14 protein-coding genes are annotated in these 19527 nt (G+C 61.7%); 6 read left to right on the top strand and 8 right to left on the bottom strand.

Going from position 1 to position 19527, the window contains the following annotated elements; translation table 11 throughout:
• Positions 1 to 17: 17 nt before the first annotated feature.
• Positions 18 to 1730: an ATP-binding protein gene (locus QYQ93_RS16840; RefSeq protein ID WP_217882802.1), complete on the top strand. Its 1713-nt coding sequence runs from the start codon at positions 18 to 20 to the stop codon at positions 1728 to 1730.
• Positions 1727 to 4246, top strand: a complete 2520-nt coding sequence (gene uvrA / locus QYQ93_RS16835; RefSeq protein ID WP_338475096.1) for an excinuclease ABC subunit UvrA — start codon at positions 1727 to 1729, stop codon at positions 4244 to 4246. Before QYQ93_RS16840 ends, uvrA begins: the two co-directional genes overlap by 4 nt.
• Positions 4247 to 4359: 113 nt before the next feature.
• Here the strand turns inward: uvrA and tkt are convergent, their stop codons facing one another.
• Positions 4360 to 6414, bottom strand: a complete 2055-nt coding sequence (tkt, locus tag QYQ93_RS16830) for a transketolase (RefSeq protein ID WP_338475095.1) — start codon at positions 6412 to 6414, stop codon at positions 4360 to 4362.
• A 175-nt stretch (positions 6415 to 6589) separates the two neighbouring features.
• Here tkt and QYQ93_RS16825 point away from each other — a divergent pair, with 175 nt between their 5' ends.
• The gene (locus QYQ93_RS16825; protein ID WP_043051262.1) at positions 6590 to 6814 is read left to right on the top strand and encodes a YdcH family protein; all 225 of its coding nucleotides are present in this window, start codon (positions 6590 to 6592) and stop codon (positions 6812 to 6814) included.
• 139 nt (positions 6815 to 6953) lie between these two features.
• Here QYQ93_RS16825 and QYQ93_RS16820 read toward each other — a convergent pair whose 3' ends face one another.
• On the bottom strand, positions 6954 to 8330 hold the full coding sequence (locus tag QYQ93_RS16820; RefSeq protein WP_338475094.1) for a 2-oxoadipate dioxygenase/decarboxylase HglS: 1377 nt from the start codon (positions 8328 to 8330) through the stop codon (positions 6954 to 6956).
• Positions 8331 to 8567: 237 nt separating this feature from the next.
• Between QYQ93_RS16820 and QYQ93_RS16815 the strand changes: the two genes are divergently transcribed.
• A complete protein-coding gene (locus QYQ93_RS16815) occupies positions 8568 to 11204 on the top strand; it encodes an MGH1-like glycoside hydrolase domain-containing protein (protein ID WP_338475093.1) in 2637 nt (878 codons plus the stop codon).
• A 129-nt stretch (positions 11205 to 11333) separates the two neighbouring features.
• Here QYQ93_RS16815 and QYQ93_RS16810 read toward each other — a convergent pair whose 3' ends face one another.
• Both QYQ93_RS16810 and QYQ93_RS16805 read right to left on the bottom strand, forming a co-directional pair.
• A complete protein-coding gene (locus tag QYQ93_RS16810; RefSeq protein ID WP_043051259.1) occupies positions 11334 to 11648 on the bottom strand; it encodes an SCP2 sterol-binding domain-containing protein in 315 nt (104 codons plus the stop codon).
• A gap of 56 nt (positions 11649 to 11704) precedes the next feature.
• A complete protein-coding gene (locus QYQ93_RS16805) occupies positions 11705 to 12415 on the bottom strand; it encodes a histidine phosphatase family protein (RefSeq protein WP_124412482.1) in 711 nt (236 codons plus the stop codon).
• Between the two features lie 193 nt (positions 12416 to 12608).
• On the opposite strand from QYQ93_RS16805, the gene sohB reads away from it, so the two are divergent.
• Positions 12609 to 13634: a protease SohB gene (gene sohB, locus QYQ93_RS16800; RefSeq protein WP_124378241.1), complete on the top strand. Its 1026-nt coding sequence runs from the start codon at positions 12609 to 12611 to the stop codon at positions 13632 to 13634.
• Between the two features lie 466 nt (positions 13635 to 14100).
• Here the strand turns inward: sohB and QYQ93_RS16795 are convergent, their stop codons facing one another.
• Positions 14101 to 15609, bottom strand: a complete 1509-nt coding sequence (locus QYQ93_RS16795; protein WP_338475092.1) for an MFS transporter — start codon at positions 15607 to 15609, stop codon at positions 14101 to 14103.
• 150 nt (positions 15610 to 15759) lie between these two features.
• Here QYQ93_RS16795 and QYQ93_RS16790 point away from each other — a divergent pair, with 150 nt between their 5' ends.
• Entirely contained in the window at positions 15760 to 16656 is an 897-nt protein-coding gene (locus QYQ93_RS16790) for a LysR family transcriptional regulator (protein ID WP_338475091.1), read from the top strand.
• On the opposite strand, the gene dhaL is transcribed toward QYQ93_RS16790, so the two are convergent.
• The 3 genes from dhaL to QYQ93_RS16775 all read right to left on the bottom strand — a co-directional run bounded on the left by dhaL (position 16613) and on the right by QYQ93_RS16775 (position 19522).
• Positions 16613 to 17260: a dihydroxyacetone kinase subunit DhaL gene (dhaL, locus tag QYQ93_RS16785; RefSeq protein WP_338475090.1), complete on the bottom strand. Its 648-nt coding sequence runs from the start codon at positions 17258 to 17260 to the stop codon at positions 16613 to 16615. The two genes, QYQ93_RS16790 and dhaL, sit on opposite strands and share 44 nt — an antisense overlap.
• A 3-nt stretch (positions 17261 to 17263) precedes the next feature.
• Positions 17264 to 18265, bottom strand: a complete 1002-nt coding sequence (locus QYQ93_RS16780) for a dihydroxyacetone kinase subunit DhaK (protein ID WP_338475089.1) — start codon at positions 18263 to 18265, stop codon at positions 17264 to 17266.
• A 141-nt stretch (positions 18266 to 18406) separates the two neighbouring features.
• Positions 18407 to 19522 carry an MDR/zinc-dependent alcohol dehydrogenase-like family protein gene (locus QYQ93_RS16775; RefSeq protein WP_043051437.1) on the bottom strand — a complete coding sequence of 372 codons (1116 nt, stop codon included), beginning with the start codon at positions 19520 to 19522 and terminating at the stop codon, positions 18407 to 18409.
• Positions 19523 to 19527 lie beyond the last annotated feature (5 nt).

Raw genomic sequence — 19527 nt, 5'->3', positions numbered from 1 at the left:
TTGCGCAGAGTTGAACCATGCCATTTTTATCCAACCCTCACGGCTGTGAAGGCTGGGCCGGCGAAATGGCCCAGCGTATTCGCGCGTTTGACTGGTCGACCACCGACCTTGGCCCCATTGGCTCCTGGTCCACCAGCCTGGCCTGTACCGTACAGATGATGCTGGCTTCGCCGGTGCCGATGGTGATGCTGTGGGGGCGCGCCGGCTACATGATCTACAACGACAGCTATTCGGCCTTTGCCGGTGGTCGTCATCCTTACCTGCTTGGCACACCGGTGGAACTGGGATGGCCGGAAGTGGCCGAGTTCAATCGCCATGTGGTGGATACCTGCCTGGCGGGCGGCACGCTGTCTTTCAATAACAAGGACCTGGTGCTGTCGCGTAACGGCAAGCCGGAAACCGTGTGGCTGGACCTCTATTACAGCCCGGTTGCCGGCGACGACCAGAAACCGGCCGGGGTACTGGCAATCGTGGTCGAGACCACCGAACTGGTGAAGTCCGAACACGTGCGCCAGGAACTCACCCACAACCTTGAACAGCGGGTGGCCGCCGAAGTGCAAGCGCGCTCCTCTGCCGAAGACCAGTTGCGCCAGTCGCAAAAGCTGGAGGCAATTGGCGGCCTCACCGGTGGCGTGGCCCATGACTTCAATAACCTGCTGCAAGTGATCGCCGGCAACCTGCATTTGCTTGCCCGCCATGAGCCGGATAACCCCCAGGTGCAACGTCGCGTCAACGCCGCGATTGCCGCGGTGGAACGTGGCGCCAAGCTGTCCTCGCAACTGTTGGCGTTTGCCCGGCGCCAGCCCTTGTCGCCGGCGGTGTACAACCCGCAACGCATCTACGCCGGCCTGGGCGAGCTGCTGCAAAGGGCGTTGGGGGAAACCATCCATATCGATGTGCAGTTGCCCCAGGATTCCTGGTGCATCAACGTCGACCGTAACCAGTTGGAAAACGCGCTGCTCAACCTGGCGATCAACGCCCGCGATGCCATGCAGGGCGAAGGCGTGATTCGTATCACCGGGGAAAACATCATCCTCAACCCCGGCGATTGCATCGGTAAAAGCATCAAGCCCGGCGAGTACGTGCGCCTGGCGGTGGCCGACACAGGGGTGGGCATGTCCGAGACGACCCTCAAGCGCGCGTTCGAACCCTTCTTTACCACCAAGCGTGAAGGCCAGGGCACCGGCCTGGGGCTGAGCATGGTGTTCGGCTTTGTGCGCCAGAGTGGCGGGCATGTGGACATGTGGAGCGAGGAGGGCAAGGGCTCGGTGGTGCAGATGTATTTTCCCCACAGCCTGGAACCCGAATGCCTCGACGCCCAGAGTGAGCTGGACCTGCAGGGCGGCGGCCAGGAAACCATCCTGGTGGTCGAGGACAATGAGGGTGTGCGCCTGACCGTGGTCGAGTTGCTGGAGCAGTCGGGCTACACCGTACTCACCGCCGAGGATGGCGATCACGCCATGCAAGCGTTGCACAATGGCTTGGCGCCCGACCTGATCTTCACCGATGTGGTCATGCCCGGCCGGGTCAAGAGTACCGACCTGGCTGACTGGGCCCGGGCGCAGCATCCGCCGGTGGCGGTGCTGTTCACCTCCGGCCACACCCGCGACATCCTGTCGTCCAATCATCTGCTCAGCGCCGATATCCATCTGCTGAGCAAACCCTACAGCCCCGATGCCCTGACGCAACGCGTACGCACGGTGCTCAACGCAAGACAAGGTTGCCCATGACTTCACAGCGCAACATCCCACTGATCACCGCCCAGTCGTCGGGCTTGGTGCGGGTGCGTGGCGCCCGCGAACATAATTTGCGTAACGTCGATGTGGACATTCCCCGGGATGCCTTGGTGGTGTTTACCGGCGTGTCAGGCTCCGGCAAATCGTCCCTGGCGTTTTCTACCCTGTATGCCGAGGCCCAGCGCCGCTATTTCGAATCGGTGGCGCCCTATGCGCGACGCTTGATCGACCAGGTCGGTGTGCCGGATGTGGACAGTATCGAAGGCTTGCCGCCGGCCGTGGCCCTGCAACAGCAGCGCGGCACGCCGAGTGCGCGCTCTTCGGTGGGCAGCGTCACCACCTTGTCGAGCTTGATCCGCATGCTCTATTCCCGCGCCGGCAGTTACCCGCCAGGGCAGGCCATGCTGTATGCCGAGGACTTTTCGCCGAACCTGCCCCAGGGCGCGTGCCCGCAATGCCATGGCCTGGGCCGGGTGTATGAAGTGACCGAGGCGCTGATGGTGCCCAACCCGTCCCTGACCATCCGTCAGCGTGCAGTGGCGGCCTGGCCGTTGGCGTGGCAGGGCCAGAACCTGCGCGACATTCTTGTGACCCTGGGCTACAACGTGGATATCCCGTGGCGCGAGCTGCCGAAAAAACAACGCGACTGGATCCTGTTTACCGAAGAAACCCCGACCGTGCCGGTGTACGCCGGCTTCACCCCAGAGCAGACCCGCGATGCGTTGAAGCGCAAGCTCGAGCCCAGTTACCAGGGTACGTTCAGCGGGGCGCGGCGCTATATCCTGCACACCTTCGCTCATACCCAGAGCGCGCTGATGAAAAAGCGCGTGTCGCAGTTCATGCAGGGCAGTGCCTGCCCGTTGTGCCACGGTAAACGCCTCACCCAAGCCGCACTGTCAGTGAAGTTTGCCGGGGTGGATATCGGTGAGTTGTCGCAACTGTCCCTGGCGCAACTGGCCGAATTGCTGCGCCCGGTAGCGGCGGGGCAGGACAAGATGAAGCTGTCGGTGGAAAAACGCCTGGCGGCCCAGCGCATCGCCCAGGACCTGCTCGAGCGGGTCAGTACCCTGACCGACCTGGGCCTGGGTTATCTGTCCCTGGAGCGCAGCACGCCGACCTTGTCGTCCGGGGAGCTGCAGCGTTTGCGGCTGGCGACCCAATTGGGCTCGCAGTTGTTCGGCGTCATCTATGTGCTGGACGAGCCCTCGGCAGGTCTGCACCCGGCGGATGGCGAAGCGCTGTTCACCGCGCTTGAGCGCTTGAAAGCCGCGGGCAATTCGCTGTTTGTGGTGGAACATGACCTGGAAACCATGCGCCGGGCCGACTGGCTGATCGACGTCGGCCCCGCCGCCGGTGAACATGGCGGGCAAGTGCTGTACAGCGGTCCGCCTGCGGGGTTGGCGCAGGTCAAGGCATCGCAGACCCGCGAATACCTGTTCGCCGAACAGCGACCCTCGAATCCGCTGCGCCGTGAACCTAGTGCCTGGCTGAAGCTGGAAGGCGTGACGCGCAATAACCTGAGCGATCTGAAAGTGGATTTCCCGCTGGGCTGCTTTACAGCAGTAACCGGTATTTCCGGCTCGGGTAAATCCAGCCTGGTCAGCCAGGCACTGCTGGAACTGGTGGGCCAGGGCCTGGGGCGTGTACTGGAAAGTGACGACGAGCCGAGCCTGGAAGACGCTGCCCCCCAAGCCAGTGGCGGGTATATCAGCGCCGGGCTGGAACACATCCGCCGCCTGGTACAGGTGGACCAGAAACCCATCGGCCGCACGCCGCGTTCCAACCTGGCGACCTACACCGGGCTGTTCGACAATGTGCGCAAACTCTTCGCTGCCATGCCAGCGGCCAAGAAGCGCGGTTACGACGCCGGGCAATTCTCCTTCAACGTTGCCAAGGGGCGTTGCCCGAACTGTGAGGGTGAAGGTTTTGTCAGCGTTGAACTGTTGTTCATGCCCAGCGTGTACGCGCCATGCCCGACCTGCCACGGCGCGCGCTACAACCCCGACACCCTGGCGATCAAATGGCAGGGCTTGAACATTGCGCAGGTATTGGGACTGACCGTGGAGCAGGCGGTAGAAGTGTTTGCCGAACAGCCTGGGGTGTTGCGTTCATTGCAAGTGCTGCGCGATATCGGCCTGGGTTACCTGCGCCTCGGCCAGCCGGCCACCGAGTTGTCTGGTGGTGAGGCGCAACGCATCAAGCTCGCCACCGAGCTGCAACGCAATGCCCGTGGCGCTACGTTGTACGTGCTCGACGAACCCACAACCGGGTTGCACCCCAAGGATGTCGACCGCTTGCTCATCCAGTTGAATCAGCTGGTGGATGCGGGGCATACGGTGGTTGTAGTGGAGCATGAAATGCGCGTAGTGGCCCAGAGTGACTGGGTGATCGATATTGGCCCGGGGGCAGGGGACTTGGGCGGGAAGGTAGTGGCGTGTGGTACGCCGCAGAAGGTTGCCAAAAGCAAGAACAGCCGTACTGCGCCCTATCTGGCCAGAGAGCTGGTCTAAAGCGTGATGATGTTCAAATGTGGGAGGGGGCTTGCCCCCGATGGCGGCGGGTCAGTCACAGATGTATCACTGACACTCCCTCATCGGGAGCAAGCCCCCTCCCACTTTTTTGATCAGTGCTTGGTCAGTTGGATTTGTTGCCTGGCCAGCTTCACCACATTCTCCACGGTGAACCCGAACTTCTCCTGCAACTTGGCCAGCGGTGCCGAGGCGCCGAAGCTGTTCATCACTATCTTGGCGCCGGTCTGCCCGACATAACGATCCCAACCCAGGGGACCTGCCTGTTCCACCACCACCCGAGCTTTTACTGCGGGTGGCAAGACGCTGTCGCGATAAGCCTGGTCTTGGTCTTCAAACAGTTCCCAGCTCGGCATCGATACTACTTGCGCGGCAACGCCTTCGCCCCTGAGCTGCTCATAAGCGGCCACTGCGAGACTGACCTCACTGCCTGTGGCGATCAGAATAACCTCAGGTTGATCCGCACCGGCCAGTACGTACGCACCCTTGGCCGCGCCGGAGGCTGGCGCGTACTTACTGCGATCCAGCGTAGGCAGCGCCTGGCGTGACAGCACCACACAACTCGGCCGATGGGTTTGTGCCAGGGCCACTTTCCACAGTTCCAGGGTTTCATTCGCGTCGCCCGGGCGCAGGGTCAGCAGCCCCGGGGTGGCGCGCAGTTGGGTCAGGTGTTCGATAGGTTGGTGCGTTGGCCCATCCTCGCCTACGCCGATGGAATCATGGGTGAATACGAAGATCACCGGCAGCTCCATGATCGCCGCCAGGCGGATCGGCGGTTTCATGTAGTCGCTGAATACCAGGAAGGTCGAGGTGTACGGGCGCAGGTAGGACAGCGCCATGCCGTTGGCAATCGCGCCCATGGCGTGTTCGCGGATACCGAAGTGCAGGTTGCGCCCACTGTAGTCGTCGGCGTTGAAACGCCCGGCGCCGTCGAAGGTGAGGTTGGTCTTGGTCGAAGGTGACAAATCCGCCGAGCCGCCCAGCAACCACGGAATCTGTTGGGCAAAGGCATTCAGCACTTCGCCACCTGAAGCACGACTGGCGACGCCTTTGGCATCTGCGGCGAAGCTCGGCAGGTGCGCTTGCCACTGCTCGGGCATTTCCCCGGCGCGCATGCGCTGCAGTTCATCGGCCCGTTGCGGGTCGAGGGACGCCAGGCTCTGGTTCCACTCGGCGTACAGCGGTTCGGCGCGTTCGTACAGGGCATCGCGCAATACCGTGCGGGCCTCTTCGGGCACCAGGAAACTCGAATCCTGCGGCCAGCCATAGGCAGCCTTGGTCAAGCGAATCTCATCTTCGCCCAACGGCTCGCCATGGGCGGCGGCGGTGTTGTGTTTGTGTGGCGAACCGTACCCGATCACGCTGTCGACCACGATCAGGGTCGGTGCGCCGGTGTTGGCCTTGAAGGTTTCCAGGGCCACGCTCAAGGCCTGCAAGTCATTGGCATCGGTGACGTGCACGGTGTGCCAGCCGTAGGCCTGGAAGCGCTTGATCACGTCTTCGCTGAACGCCAGCTCAGTGTGGCCCTCGATGCTGATGGTGTTGTTGTCGTAGATCCAGCATAGGTTATCCAGCTTCAAGTGACCGGCCATCGATGCCGCTTCGCTGCTGATGCCCTCCATCATGTCGCCGTCACCGCACAGGGTGTACACGTCGTAGTCGAACAGCACCTGGCCGTCGCGGTTGAAACGCTCGGCCAGCCAGCGTTCGGCCATGGCCATGCCGACGCTGTTGGCGCAGCCCTGGCCCAGCGGGCCGGTGGTGGTTTCTACGCCGGTGGTCATGCGGTACTCGGGATGGCCTGGCGTCTTGGAACCCATCTGCCGGAACTGCTTGATATCGTCGAGGCTGATGGCCGGCTGGCCGGAGCGCTTGCCGTGGGCGTCAATCTCCACCACACCGGCCAGGTGCAACAGCGAATACAGCAACATCGACGCATGCCCCACCGACAGCACAAAACGGTCGCGGTTAGGCCAGTCCGGATGCTCAGGGTGATAGCGCAGGAAGCGACTCCACAATGTGTATCCCACTGGCGCCAGGCCCATGGGCGTGCCCGGGTGGCCCGAGTTGGCCTTCTGCACGGCATCCATGGCCAGGGTGCGAATAGTGTTGATGCATTGGGTGTCGGCAGCAGTGGCAACGTGATTCATAAAACCGTTCTCCCTCGGGTGGCGATCTACAGTGGAGGGCAGGGCACGGCAAAGGTTTGATCCCATCGCCAGGGTTACGACGAACGGGCGGGTATTGACCTGGCACATGACAAGACCGGTTGGAATGGGCTAGTTTCAAGGGCGTAGGCCATTGAATAACTTGTGGAGGTACGCCATGCCAGTGAAACACGACCTGTATCAGGACTTGGGTTTTAGCAAGGAAGCCGTTCACGAACGCAGGGCGAGTGACAGGCGGCTGGACGCGTTGCTCACGCAATATGACGTTGCGGACGGGGAGGTGCTCAAGGCAGAAAAAGCCAGTGCCAGCGATGAGGATGTGGAAAATCTGAAGAAGAAACGGCTGCTGATCAAAGACGAGATTGCAGGGCGCTTGGGTTAACAGCAACGCGGCAATATTTGTTCAGATTTACCTGCGGGACATTGTAGGACTCAGTCTTTATGATGCGCCCCGTCCACCCGGCTCTGGGGACTGTTGTGGCGCAAGGATTGTGCTGCTGAGCCGGGGAGGACACCCTATTTCATGCCAGCAGTGTGCCCAAACATTCATCAATGGAACGCTGCTGCGTCTGGCCGTAAAGCTGCAGCTCATCAATCGTCTTGCGCCCCAGCGCCTGTTCGAATTGCGCCTGGTTGGCGTTGGCCGCGTAATGACTTTGCGCCGCATCCCCCAGGTTTGACTGGAAGATCCCCGCCGCACTCACCGGCAGGAAATCCTCGTACACCAATGGCTCCACCGCCACGTGACCGGCGTTGACCAGCGCTTGCAACTCAAGCGGCTGGACGGCCTGGCCGCGGGCTGCCAGGCCTTTGTCGGTGACGAAGTAGCGATAGTACGCCAGGCCCTGTTCCCGCATCTGCCCATGATCATCGGGGAACGCCTGGAAGTGCTGTTCCAGCAATTGCACATAGCGTTGGGCATTGGACTCAGTGGGAAATGCGCCAAGTTCATCGCGGGCAGCGTTCAGCAGTTGGTCGTAAAGCGCACGGCCCTTGGGCGTCAATGCGACACCGCGTTGTTCGATTTCGCCGAAACGTGCGCTGTGGCTGCCGTGGGCATCGGTGAAGGCAATGGGTTCGTCGAGGGCCTTGAAGCTGGTCTGGCGCAGCAGGATCGGGCATTGGCGCCGCGGTGGGCCTTCGATCACCGCCTTGGGCGTGATGCCTTTGCCGGGCATGGCAGCTTGCACCTGGTCAATGTCCAGGGTGCGCGGGGTGAGGTGGTTGATATGCGGACCCTTGAACGCCACCACGTCGGCAATCAGGCGGTGTTGGTCGCTGAGTTGCTGGTACTGCGCGCGCGTCACCGTGGCGGTGTGGTGCCAGCGGAACGTTTCCAGGGCCTGGCTGATAAAAGCTTCGGCGTCACTGGCATTCAGGCCACCTTGTGTTTCGGCTTGTTCGATCAATGCCAAGGCGCCGGGGGTGAAGATTGAGCGCTTGGCCAGGGCGTTTTCGGCGAACGTGCGCAACGTTGGGTTTTCGATCAGTTCCAGGCGCAGCAATGAGGTAAACACGCGAAACGGGCTGGTTTGCAGTGCGTGTTCATGCACGGCGCGAAAGGCGGTGGAATGTACCGGCACCCCGGCGGGGGTGAGGTCGTAGTAGCCCACCGGTTGCATGCCCATGACCGCGAACAAGCGGCTGATGGTCGCCAGTTCCGCAGCGGTGCCCAGGCGGATGGCGCCGTGGCGCTCCCTGTCCAGGCGCTGGATTTCCCCGGTGCGTTGCAGCTGCTGCGCCAGGCGCGGTTCGCGGTCGAGCACGCCGGCATTGGTCTCGGCCACCAGTTCCAGCAGCGCGCCGTACAGCGGAACTTCATCGCGGTACATGTCGGACATGGCCTTGGAAAAACCCTTGCGGATCTCATCGGGGCTGACATGTGCAGTGGCGTGCATAGAAAAATTCCTGATGGCTATGGCGATGAAAGTGGCCTTTACCTGATTTTGTTGAGCCGCAGCCCGGCTTGCAAACGAAGATTCCTCTGGACTTCATTCTGCAAATGAATGATGACCTGAACATGAGAGAACCAACTCGTCCGGTCTTCAACTACACCCACTTCTCAAGTCTTCATGTGCAACCGGGCGTCATTGGGTTTTACACTGCCCCTCACTGTGTAGGTGATGGAGGACTCAATGACGGCCGTACCCGTAACCCGCCTGCTGGACACGATTGAAGGCCAGCGCCTGCTCACGCAAGACGCCGAGCGTTGGCGCGAGTGGGGCCCGTACCTGAGCGAACGCCAATGGGGCACGGTGCGCGAAGACTACAGCGCCGATGGAGACGCCTGGGCCTACTTTCCCCATGAACAGGCACGCAGTCGCGTCTATCGCTGGGGCGAGGACGGATTGGCCGGTTTCAGCGATAAAGCCCAACGCTGGTGCCTGGGACTGGCGCTATGGAATGAGCGCGACGCGATTCTCAAGGAGCGCCTGTTCGGCCTCAACAACGCCGAGGGCAACCACGGTGAAGACGTCAAGGAACTGTACTTTTTCGTCGATGGCGTACCGAGCCATGCTTATATGCGCATGCTGTACAAATACCCCCATGCCGCTTTTCCCTATGCCGATTTGATCGCCGAAAACGCCCGCCGTGGATTGGGCGATGCCGAGTATGAAATCCTCGACACCGGTGTGTTTGAAGATAACCACTACTGTGACGTCAGTATCGAATACGCCAAGCACCAGCCCGACGATATTTTCATGCGCGTTACCGTGCACAACCGCTCGGCCCAACCAACCCGCCTGCAGGTGCTGCCCCAGCTGTGGGCGCGCAATGACTGGAGCTGGACCTTCGATGCGCCCAAGCCCAGCTTGAGCCTTGAGGGCGACCGCGTGCTGGCCCGTCATCATGAACTGGACGATCGTCATCTCAGCGCCTGGGGCCAGGACGGCGTGCAATGGCTGTTCTGCGAAAACGAGAGCAACTTCGCCAAACTGGGCGGGCAGCCGACGCCCGGGCCGTTCAAGGATGGCATCAACGATTACGTGGTGGAGGGTGATCAAGGGGCCATTCGCGGTGACGCGGGCACCAAGGTGGCGGCGCGATTCAGCCTTGAGCTGGCGGGCCTGGAAAGCCAAAGCCTCTATCTGCGCTTTGCCCCTGTGGGCGCCCCCGAGGTCAACGCACGCAAGTTGTTCGAACAGCGCCGACAGGAGGCCGATGACTTCTACGCAGCCTTGCAACAAGGCATCGCCGATGAGGATGCGCGCAATGTGCAGCGCCAGGCCCTGGCCGGCTTGCTGTGGTCCAAGCAACTGTACTATTTCGACGTCAACCAGTGGCTCGACGGCGACCCGGCCCAGCCTGCGCCGCCGCCCGAGCGTTTGCATAGGCGCAATACCCATTGGCGGCACCTGTCCAACTTCGACATCCTGTCCATGCCCGACACCTGGGAATACCCGTGGTACGCCTCCTGGGACCAGGGCTTCCAGGCGGTGGCCATCGCGCTGATCGACCCGGGCTACGCCAAGCAGCAGCTGTTATTGCTGGTGAAGGACCGCTTCATGCACCCCAACGGCCAACTGCCCGCCTATGAGTGGCGCTTCGACGACGCCAACCCACCCGTGCACGCCTGGGCCAGCTGGCGCGTGTATCAGCAGGATAAGGCGCTGACTGGCGTCGGCGACATGGACTTCCTCGAGCGGATCTTCCACAAGCTGCTGCTGAATTTTTCCTGGTGGGTCAACCGCAAGGATGCCGAGGGCCGCAATCTGTTCCAGGGGGGGTTCCTGGGCCTGGACAATATCGCCTTGTTCGACCGCTCCGCCGCGCTGCCAGCGGGTTACCAGTTGGATCAAGCCGACGGCACCGCCTGGGTCGCGGCCTATGCATTGGACCTGATGCGCATCGGGCTGGAATTGGCCAAGCGTAATGCCGTGTATGTGGACATTGCGGTTAAGTTTTTCGAGCATTTTCTGTATATCGCCGGCGCCATCAACCGCGTTGACGACAGCGCCGAAGGCCTATGGGATGAGCAGGATCTGTTCTTCTACGACGTACTGCACCGCCCCGACGGCCAGAATGAACCGGTGCGTTTGCGTTCGATTGTCGGCCTGATGCCGTTGTTCGCGGTGCTGGTGCTCGAGCAGCGCGAGCATGAGGGGCTGGAAGGGTTGCGCGAGCGCCTGCTGGGGTTTATGCATCACCGACCGGACCTGGCCAAACTGGTCTCACGCTGGAACGAACCGGGGCAGGGCAATCGCCTGTTGCTGGCGTTGCTGCGCGGCGAACGCACTAAGGATCTGCTGCGGCGTATGCTGGATGACAATGAGTTCTTGTCGGCCTTTGGTGTGCGCTCCTTGTCCAAGGCCTTCGCAGAACAGCCCCTGGCGCTGAAGATGAATGGTGACACCCTGTGCGCCAGCTACCAGCCCGGCGAATCCGATTCACGCTTGTACGGCGGCAACTCCAATTGGCGCGGGCCGCTGTGGATGCCGGTCAACTACATGCTGATTGAATCGTTGCGGGAGTTTCATCGGTACTACGCAGATAATTTTTCCGTGGAGTACCCGACGGGCAGCGGTTATCTGTCGTCCCTGGAAGAAGTGGCCGACAGCCTCAGCGAGCGTCTGACGCGCTTGTTTCTGCGCGATGAAAATGGCCTGCGACCGTCAATGGCGGGGTATGCGCAACTGGAGGCGGACCCGGCCAGCCGTGACCTGGTGCTGTTCCATGAGTATTTTCATGGGGAGACGGGGCGGGGGTTGGGGGCATCACACCAGACAGGGTGGAGTGCACTGGTGGCGTTGTTGCTGCAACCCAGAATCTGAATACCACGGCAGACCCAATGTGGGAGGGGGCTTGCTCCCGATTGCGGTGGGGCAGTCAACTGAGAGGCGACTGACAAACCGCGATCGGGAGCAAGCCCCCTCCCACAGGGATCCAGGATTGCTCTTGGATCAGGAAGGGAACAGCTCGCTCAGCTTCATCGCCAGCATCATGTCGCCTTCGGTGCGCAGCTTGCCGCCCATGAATGCCTGCATGCCGTCGGTGGAACCGTCGACGATGCCTTCCAGGGTGTCGCTGTCCATGACCAGGGTCACTTGGGCGTCAGGGTTTTCGCCTTCTTTCAGTTCGCAGGTCTTGTCCTTGACCACCAGCGAAAAGTTCTTGGTGTCGTCGATGCGGAAACCGAATACCAGGTCCAAGCCTTCGGCAGCGCTTGGGTTGAATTTGGCTTTCATTGCTTCTACAGCTTTGGCTACGTCAGTCATGGTTTCGATCCTTTTATGGTGAGTCCAGTGACCTTGGGGTCACGGTTGGCCGCAGTTCATCGGAAAGTGATGAGCTGCGGCGCCTTCAACAGTTGCAAGTGGGCATGGTTGTTGAAGGAAGCCAGTGCCACCTCGCGACCGCGGAATTTCAGCTGGTTGAGCGAGGTGTTAACAATTTGCCAGTTCATTTCGAACGCCTGGGCGGCGGGCATTCGGGTAATCAGGTGGAGCAGGGCGGTGATGGTGCCGCCGGAGGTGAATACGGCGATTTTGTCGGCGTTGTCGGCGGCTTCGAGGATACGCTGCAAGCCGCCCTGGACGCGTTCGACAAACCCCAGCCAGCTTTCCAGCCCCGGTGGGTCATAAGTGCCGGCCAGCCAGCGCTCGACGATCAGCGCGAAGATACGCTGGAACTCGCTGCGGTTCTGCGGGCCGTTACGCAGGATGTGTACGGCATCGGGCTCGCTGCCGAGCAGGTCGGGCAACAGGCCGCGGATGATCGCTTCGCCGTCGAATTCGTTGAAAGCGCTGTCGGTCTCCAGCGTCGGGACCGGCAGTCCAAGGGCGCTGTATTGATCGAACGTGGCGCTGGCGGTGTGTTGCTGGCGACGCAGGTCGCCGGCTATACAGCGATCAAACGTCAGGCCCAGGTCTGCCAGATGGCGTCCGAGCACTTGCGCCTGTTCCACACCGAGGGGCGACAGTACGTCATAGTCGTCTGCACCGAAGGAGGCCTGGCCATGTCGAATCAGATAGATGCTGCCCACGTCCGTTTTCCCGGTACGTTGAAAGTCTGGCGAGGTTATGAGGATGCCTGCGAGCTGTCAATGAAAAAACATACGCTTGTTTTAAAAGCTCGTTGGAGCCCGCCTGCTGGCGGTTTGATCACTGGCTCCGGCGCGATGGCGTCGGTATGCTGGGGCCATCCGCGCCTGGCGCAGTGCATTCTTAAGGAGACATATGGATTTTTTGGCCGAATACGCGAGCTTTCTGGCGAAGACCGTCACCCTGGTGGTCGCTATTCTGGTGGTACTGATCAGCTTCGCAGCCCTGCGCAGCAAAGGTCGTCGTAAATCCGCCGGCCAATTGCAGGTCAGCAAGCTGAATGATTTCTACAAGGGCCTGCGCGAGCGCCTGGAGTCGAGCCTTCTCGACAAGGACCAACTCAAGGCCTTGCGCAAATCCGAGAGCAAGACTGAAAAGAAAAAGACCAAGAAGAAACCCGAGCCCAAGCCGCGAGTGTTCGTGCTGGATTTCGACGGCGACATCAAGGCCTCGGCCACCGAGAGCCTGCGCCATGAAATCACCGCGCTGCTGAGCCTGGCCACACCCAAGGATGAAGTGGTACTGCGCCTGGAAAGCGGCGGCGGCATGGTGCACAGCTATGGCCTGGCTTCGTCGCAACTGGCGCGCATCCGCCAGGCCGGTGTGCCATTGACCGTGTGCATCGACAAGGTGGCGGCCAGCGGCGGCTACATGATGGCGTGCATCGGCGAGAAGATCATCAGCGCACCGTTCGCTATCCTCGGCTCCATCGGCGTGGTCGCGCAGTTGCCCAACGTCAATCGCTTGCTGAAAAAGCACGATATCGACTTCGAAGTGCTGACTGCCGGCGAATACAAACGCACCCTCACGGTGTTTGGCGAAAATACCGAGAAGGGCCGGGAGAAGTTCCAGGAAGACCTGGATATCACCCACCAGTTGTTCAAGAACTTCGTCTCGCGGTACCGCCCGCAATTGGCGATTGACGATGTAGCGACCGGTGAAGTGTGGCTGGGTGTGGCCGCCCTCGACAAACAGTTGGTCGACGAGCTGCAAACCAGCGATGAATACCTGGCCACCAAGGCCAAGACTGCCGAAGTGTTCCACCTGCACTATGCCGAGCGTAAAAGCCTGCAAGAGCGCGTGGGCCTGGCGGCCAGCGGTTCGGTAGACCGGGTATTGCTGACCTGGTGGAGCCGGCTGACCCAGCAGCGGTTCTGGTAACCATCCTCAGGTTGTAGGCGGTCCCCTGTGGGAGGGGGCTTGCCCCCGATGGCGGCCTGACAGCCGACCAGGATGTTGGATCAGACCGGGTACATATCCGTTATTTGGGCAACGGCCACTATTGGTTCCGCTTTTACAGCGGGTCACTTTTGAAAAGCGCAAAAGTAACCAAAACGCTCATGCCCCACCACTCGGCACCTCGCTTAGGCTCGGTGTGCCCGTAATCCGACAGGGATTTGGGGGGCCGCCGCCACGCGCCATCCATGGCGCGGGGCGGCTAAACCGGCATCCCTGCCGGTTTACCCCCCAAATCCCTGTCGAATTCCGGCCAGCGTGGTTTAACGGGGCGCCTAAGATCAAGATCAAAAGCCAGATCAAGAGCGGCTCGCTGCGCATCGTGGTTACATTTAGCTGCTACAAAGTTGTGTAGATACCGATGCTCATCGGGGGCAAGCCTTTCCCACATTTAGCTGTGTGTGGGTACCGGCTTGCTCATCAGGTTCCCCACCACCAGCGCGCCCAGCAACCCCAATAAACCCGCCACCCACAACACCCCGCTGAACCCACCCACAAACGCCTGCCGCGCCAGCGGTTGCACTGTTACTCGCGCTGCTTCGGGCACCAGGTCCAGCGCCGCAGGCATATCACCGGCTACCACCCGCGAAGCAATGCCCGCCACCTGCGCCTGCCACTGCGGGTCGATACTCGCGCTCAGCAACTGTTCGCTGTGGCTGCCCAGCAACGCGCCATACACGCCGATGGCCAACATGATTGCGCTGAAACGCATGGTGGTGCTCATGCCCGAGGCCATGCCTGCGCGATCTCGCGGCACGCAGGCCATGATGTTTTTCTGCGTGTCGCCATTGAGTAACCCCGCGCCTGCACCGGTGACGGCGATTGCCAGGGCAAAGGGCAGATACTCGCCAGCCTGCACGGCCCACGCACTCAACAAATTGCCGCAGCCCACCAGGGTCAAGCCGCTCGCCATCATGGTCGCCGGTGTGAAGCGGCCCGCCAGGCGTGCACCGATGCGTGGGCAGAGCAGCATGGTCAAGGCAAACGGCAACATGCCCAGGCCCGAGGCAATCGCGGAGAAACCCAGGCCGTTCTGCAGGTAGAACGGCAGCAGTGTCATCATCACCTGGGCGCAACCGGCGTAGGCAAACATGCCCAGTAAGGCGCCGATAAAGCGTGGGTGCCGAAACAGCTGCAAGTCCACCATGGGTCGCTGCTGTAGGTGCTCGACCAGCACAAACACACCCATCAGCAGCCCACCGCCGAGCAAGCGGGCGTAGGTCAGCGGGCTATCCCAACCGATGCGATTGGCCTCGATCAGCCCCCAGATCAGGCACAGCAAGCTGCCACTGAACGCCAGGCTGCCCCAGGGATCCAGGCGCGCCGATCGGGTATCGCGGGACTCGGGAATCGCCCGCAGCACCAGCGCCATCAGCCCCAGGCCTACCGGCAGGTTGAGGTAGAAAATCCAGCGCCAGCCCAGGTACTCGGTGATCAAGCCACCCAGGGTCGGCGCGGCAGTCATCGCCACGCCCATGCACGCGCCCCAGAACGCCCAGGCCTTGGCGCGTTCTATTTCATCGTGGAACGTATGCCCGATAGACGCCAGTGCCGAGGTCAGCAACAGCGCCGCACCCACTCCTTTCACGGCTCGGGCGATGTCCAGCCACAGCGCGGTGGATGCCGCGCCGCAGCCCAGGGAGGCGAAGATGAAAATACCCAGGCCCCAGATTAGGGTTTTCTTGCGGCCAAAGCGGTCGGCGATACTCCCGGCCGGCAACAACAAGGCGGCGAACGCCAGCATATAAGCGCTGACTACCCACTCGATATCGGCAAAGTTGGCGCCCAGGTCGCGGGCGATGCTCGGCAGCGTGACGGCAACGATGTTGGTATCCAGCACGATCAACGAGCAGACGGCGGAGGCGGTCACCAGCGTCAGGCGTGGACTGATCCGGCTCATAGGCAAATTACCTGGCAAGCAATACGGAAATCTCGGTTGACTTGCATCGCAAGGGCTCTCTAGTGTTCAGGTACTGCGAGCTTATCCCTGGCTAATCACATTTTTGTTAGGCGCCAGGAAGTACTTCATTACCTTTGAGCTAATGCTGCCATGGAAATCCGCCATTTTCGTTACTTCCTGGCCGTGGCCCGGCAGCGCAACTTCACCCGCGCCGCCGAGCAGTTGGGCATTGCGCCACCGACCTTGAGCCGGCAAATCCAAGACATGGAAACCAGCCTGGGCACGCGTTTGTTTATCCGCCAGCAGCGCGAAGTCAGCCTCACCGAGGCGGGTGCCGCGCTGCTGAGCGAAGCTGAAGCCACCGTGCGACAGTTCGAGTTCGCCCAGCGCAATGCCCAGCGTGCCGGGCGGGGCGAGATCGGGCATATTGAGTTGGGGTACGTGGCCTCGGCGCTCTACTGCGGACTGTTGCAGCGCCAGGTGCGGGGGTTCAGCCAGGCATTTGCCGATGTGAACGTAAACCTGCGCGAATGGGCCATGGCTGCGCTACCGGGGGCGGTGGCCGATGGGCGCTGCGATATCGGTTATATCCGTTCGCCGATGACCCTGCCGGACGGCGTGGAGGCGGTGCGCCTGGACAGCGAAGGCTTTGTGCTGGCGCTGGCCCATGATTCCTGGCTGCTGGGGCTTAAGGCGATCACCTGCGAGTGCCTGGAAAACGAGACGTTTATCCTGCCGGAACAAATCAGCGGCACCTTGCATGTAGCCGCCCAGGGCGGCTATGCACCGCGTCTGGGCGCGCAGCCGGGCGGGTTGGTGGCGGTGGTGGCACTGGTGTCGTTAGGGCAAGGGGTTGCGGTAGTGCCGGCATCGATGGTCGGGCATGTGAGCCTGCCGGGCGTGGTGTATCGCACTATCCAGGGTAATGAGGCCTCGTCGTGGTTGTCGTTGATTTACCGGCGCTTTGAAAAAGCGCCGGCGGTGGCGCGGTATATCCAGCAGGTCAAGCAGTCAGTCGCGGCTGCACCGAGTCGGCCAGGCGCGTAAGGATCAGGCAGCACGACACTGCCCCGGCGTCCAGCGCCCCGAGGGAACGCTCGCCCAAGCGACTGGCGCGGCCGATCTTGGCCACCAGGTCCCTGGTCGAATCGCGCCCCTGAGAGGCGGCTGTCTTCATCGCCTCCAGCGCATCGTTGAAAGACGCCCCGGATGCATGCGCCTGTTCAAACGCCTCTACCGCAGGAATCAGCGTGTCCATCAGGCACTTGTCACCCACGCCCGCCTCGGTGATGTCCTGCAGTGAGGTCAAGCCGCCGCGCAACAGGTGGGCGAAGGTGGCGGCATCGATGTCTTCACAGTTGCGCACTTCGTCGGCCATGCCGATAAACAGGCTGCCATACAGCGGGCCCATGGAGCCGCCGATGCCTTCCATGAGGCTCAGGGTCAGTTCATCCAGGGCCTGGGCCAGGCTCAGTTGGCGGCCTTCGATGGTGCGACCGCAGTGGGCGAAGCCCTTGGCCATGTTGATGCCGTGGTCGCCGTCGCCAATGGCGCCGTCGACTTCGCTGAGGTATTCGCGATTGGCCACGATGACGCTGACCAGGTCGGCAACGATGGTGCTGCCGTCACGGGTGGAAAAGTGCTGGCTCATGGTTCACTCCGCCTGGGTCATGCCGATGGAACGGCAGGGTTGGTCGATCAGGGTTTTCAGCTCGGCGTCGAGGCCGAGCAGGGTCAGGGTCACGCCCATCATTTCCAGGGAGGTGAAGTAGTTGCCGACGTAGCAACGGTGGATCTTCAAGCCCTTGGCCTTGAGCTGTTTTTCCACCTCGGCGTAGAAAATGTACAGCTCCATCACCGGCGTGGCGCCCAGGCCCGAGACCAGCACCACCACACTGTCGTCCTGGCTGAAATCGCGGTCGGCGAGGATCGGGGCGAGCATGCGCTCGGCCATGGCCGCCGCCGGTTCAATCGGAATGACTTCGATGCCCGGCTCGCCATGATGGCCGATGCCCAGTTCCATCTGGCCGTCAGGGATCTGGAAGTTCGGCTTGCCCACGGCGGCGATGGTGCAGGGCGTGAGGCCGATGCCAATGGAGCGGCACTGGTCGACGGTTTTCTGCGCGACGCGAATCACCCCGTCCAGGTCGTAATGCTGGGCGGCGGCGGCACCGCCGATCTTCCACATGAAGATTTCCCCGGCGACCCCGCGACGCTTGGCAATATCGGCCTTGGGCGCCGAGGCCACGTCGTCGTTGGCCACCACGGTGCGGATGCGCATGTCTTTGCTGGCGGCCATTTTAATCGCCAGCTTGACGTTCATATTGTCGCCGGCGTAGTTGCCATACAGGCAGGCTACGCCCGCGCCATGGTCGGCGGCGCGGAAGGCGTCGAAAAAGCTCTTGGCGGTGGGCGAGGAGAAAATCTCGCCGACGGCCACGGCATCCACCAGCCCCGGGCCGACATAGCCGAGGAACGCCGGCTCATGCCCGGAGCCGCCACCGGTGACGATGCCGACCAGGCCCTGGCCGGAAGGCCTGGCCTTGACGATGACCCGTGGGTTGGTCTCGTACTGGCGCAGTTCGGGGTGCGCGACCAGGATGCCGCGCAGCATGTCCTCGACCACTTGGTCGGGATCGTTGATGACTCGATTCATAACGCCGGTTCCTGTTGTTGTTCTGTTGGTTCAATGTGGGAGGGGGCTTGCTCCCGATGGCGGTGCAACAGAGATAAATCAGTTGACTGACACACCGCTATCGGGAGCAAGCCCCCTCCCACATTTGGATGTTTGGTGTTCTTAAGGCTCGAGTACAACTTTGAGCGACTTGTCGCCACGCTCCATCACCGCAAATGCCTCCTTGAAATCCGCCAGGGCAAACTTGTGGGTCACCACATCGCGCATGTCGATCTTGCGGTTGCCGATAAAGTCGATGGCCCGCGGGTACATATAGGGCCCCAGGTGCGAGCCGAGGATGTCCAATTCCTTGCGGTCGCCGATGATCGACCAGTCCACCGTGGCTTCGTCGTTGAACACGCTGAATTCGACGAAGCGCCCCAGCTTGCGCAGCATCGCCAGGCCCTGGTTGACCGCCTTGTGGTGCCCTGTGGCTTCGATATAGATATCGCAGCCGTAACCGTCGGTGATCGCGCGGATTTTCGCCAGCACATCCACCTCAGCCGGGTTCCAGACTTCGTCTGCGCCCATGCGCAGGGCGAGGGCGGCGCGTTCGGGTTTCATGTCCAGCACGATGAGTTTTTTCGGGTTGCGCAATCGCACCGCGCCGATGATGCCCAGGCCCAAAGTGCCGGCGCCGGCGACCACTACGATGTCGTCATGGTCGACATTGGCGCGCTCCGCCGCGTGCAGCGAGCAGGCCAGCGGCTCGATCAGGATCGCTTCGTCGGGCGCGATGGATTCAGGCACTTTGTGGATGATGCCTTCTTTGGTGAAGATCATGTATTGGGCCATGGCGCCCTGCACATTATTCTGGAAGCCATACAGGTCATGCTTCTGGCACATCCAATACTGGCCGTGGTTGCAGAAGCGGCAACCCCAGCACGGCACGATCTGTTCGGAAATCACCCGGTCGCCGACCGCCACGCCACGCTTTTCGGCGCCTGGGCCAAGGGCGACCACCCGGCACACGAACTCATGCCCGGGAATCATCGGCGGCTTCACATAACGCGGTTGCTCGGCATCGCCCCAGAACGACGGCGCGCCGCGATAGGTCTTGATATCGCCCATGCAGATGCCGCACAGCTCGACCTTGGTGAGGATCTCATCGGGGCCGGGCGTGGGCACATCGACGGTTTCCAGGCGATAGTCTTCCGGGCCATGGCAGACCACGGCCTGCATGGTTTTCGGGATGCTCGGGGCGAGTTGTTGCGGTGTGCGTTCGGTGACGGTGGACATGACAG

It is taken from the genome of Pseudomonas khavaziana (assembly GCF_036704165.1).
Lineage (GTDB): Bacteria > Pseudomonadota > Gammaproteobacteria > Pseudomonadales > Pseudomonadaceae > Aquipseudomonas > Aquipseudomonas khavaziana.
Note: the sequence above shows the minus strand (reverse complement) of the source record. Positions and strands in the feature narration are given on the sequence as shown.

Coding starts and splice junctions, on each gene's coding strand:
- QYQ93_RS16840 (WP_217882802.1), top strand. CDS start 18: ATGCCATTTTTATCCAACCCTCACGGCTGTGAAGGCTGGGCCGGCGAA.
- uvrA (WP_338475096.1), top strand. CDS start 1,727: ATGACTTCACAGCGCAACATCCCACTGATCACCGCCCAGTCGTCGGGC.
- tkt (WP_338475095.1), bottom strand. CDS start 6,414: ATGAATCACGTTGCCACTGCTGCCGACACCCAATGCATCAACACTATT.
- QYQ93_RS16825 (WP_043051262.1), top strand. CDS start 6,590: ATGCCAGTGAAACACGACCTGTATCAGGACTTGGGTTTTAGCAAGGAA.
- QYQ93_RS16820 (WP_338475094.1), bottom strand. CDS start 8,330: ATGCACGCCACTGCACATGTCAGCCCCGATGAGATCCGCAAGGGTTTT.
- QYQ93_RS16815 (WP_338475093.1), top strand. CDS start 8,568: ATGACGGCCGTACCCGTAACCCGCCTGCTGGACACGATTGAAGGCCAG.
- QYQ93_RS16810 (WP_043051259.1), bottom strand. CDS start 11,648: ATGACTGACGTAGCCAAAGCTGTAGAAGCAATGAAAGCCAAATTCAAC.
- sohB (WP_124378241.1), top strand. CDS start 12,609: ATGGATTTTTTGGCCGAATACGCGAGCTTTCTGGCGAAGACCGTCACC.
- QYQ93_RS16795 (WP_338475092.1), bottom strand. CDS start 15,609: ATGAGCCGGATCAGTCCACGCCTGACGCTGGTGACCGCCTCCGCCGTC.
- QYQ93_RS16790 (WP_338475091.1), top strand. CDS start 15,760: ATGGAAATCCGCCATTTTCGTTACTTCCTGGCCGTGGCCCGGCAGCGC.
- dhaL (WP_338475090.1), bottom strand. CDS start 17,260: ATGAGCCAGCACTTTTCCACCCGTGACGGCAGCACCATCGTTGCCGAC.
- QYQ93_RS16780 (WP_338475089.1), bottom strand. CDS start 18,265: ATGAATCGAGTCATCAACGATCCCGACCAAGTGGTCGAGGACATGCTG.
- QYQ93_RS16775 (WP_043051437.1), bottom strand. CDS start 19,522: ATGTCCACCGTCACCGAACGCACACCGCAACAACTCGCCCCGAGCATC.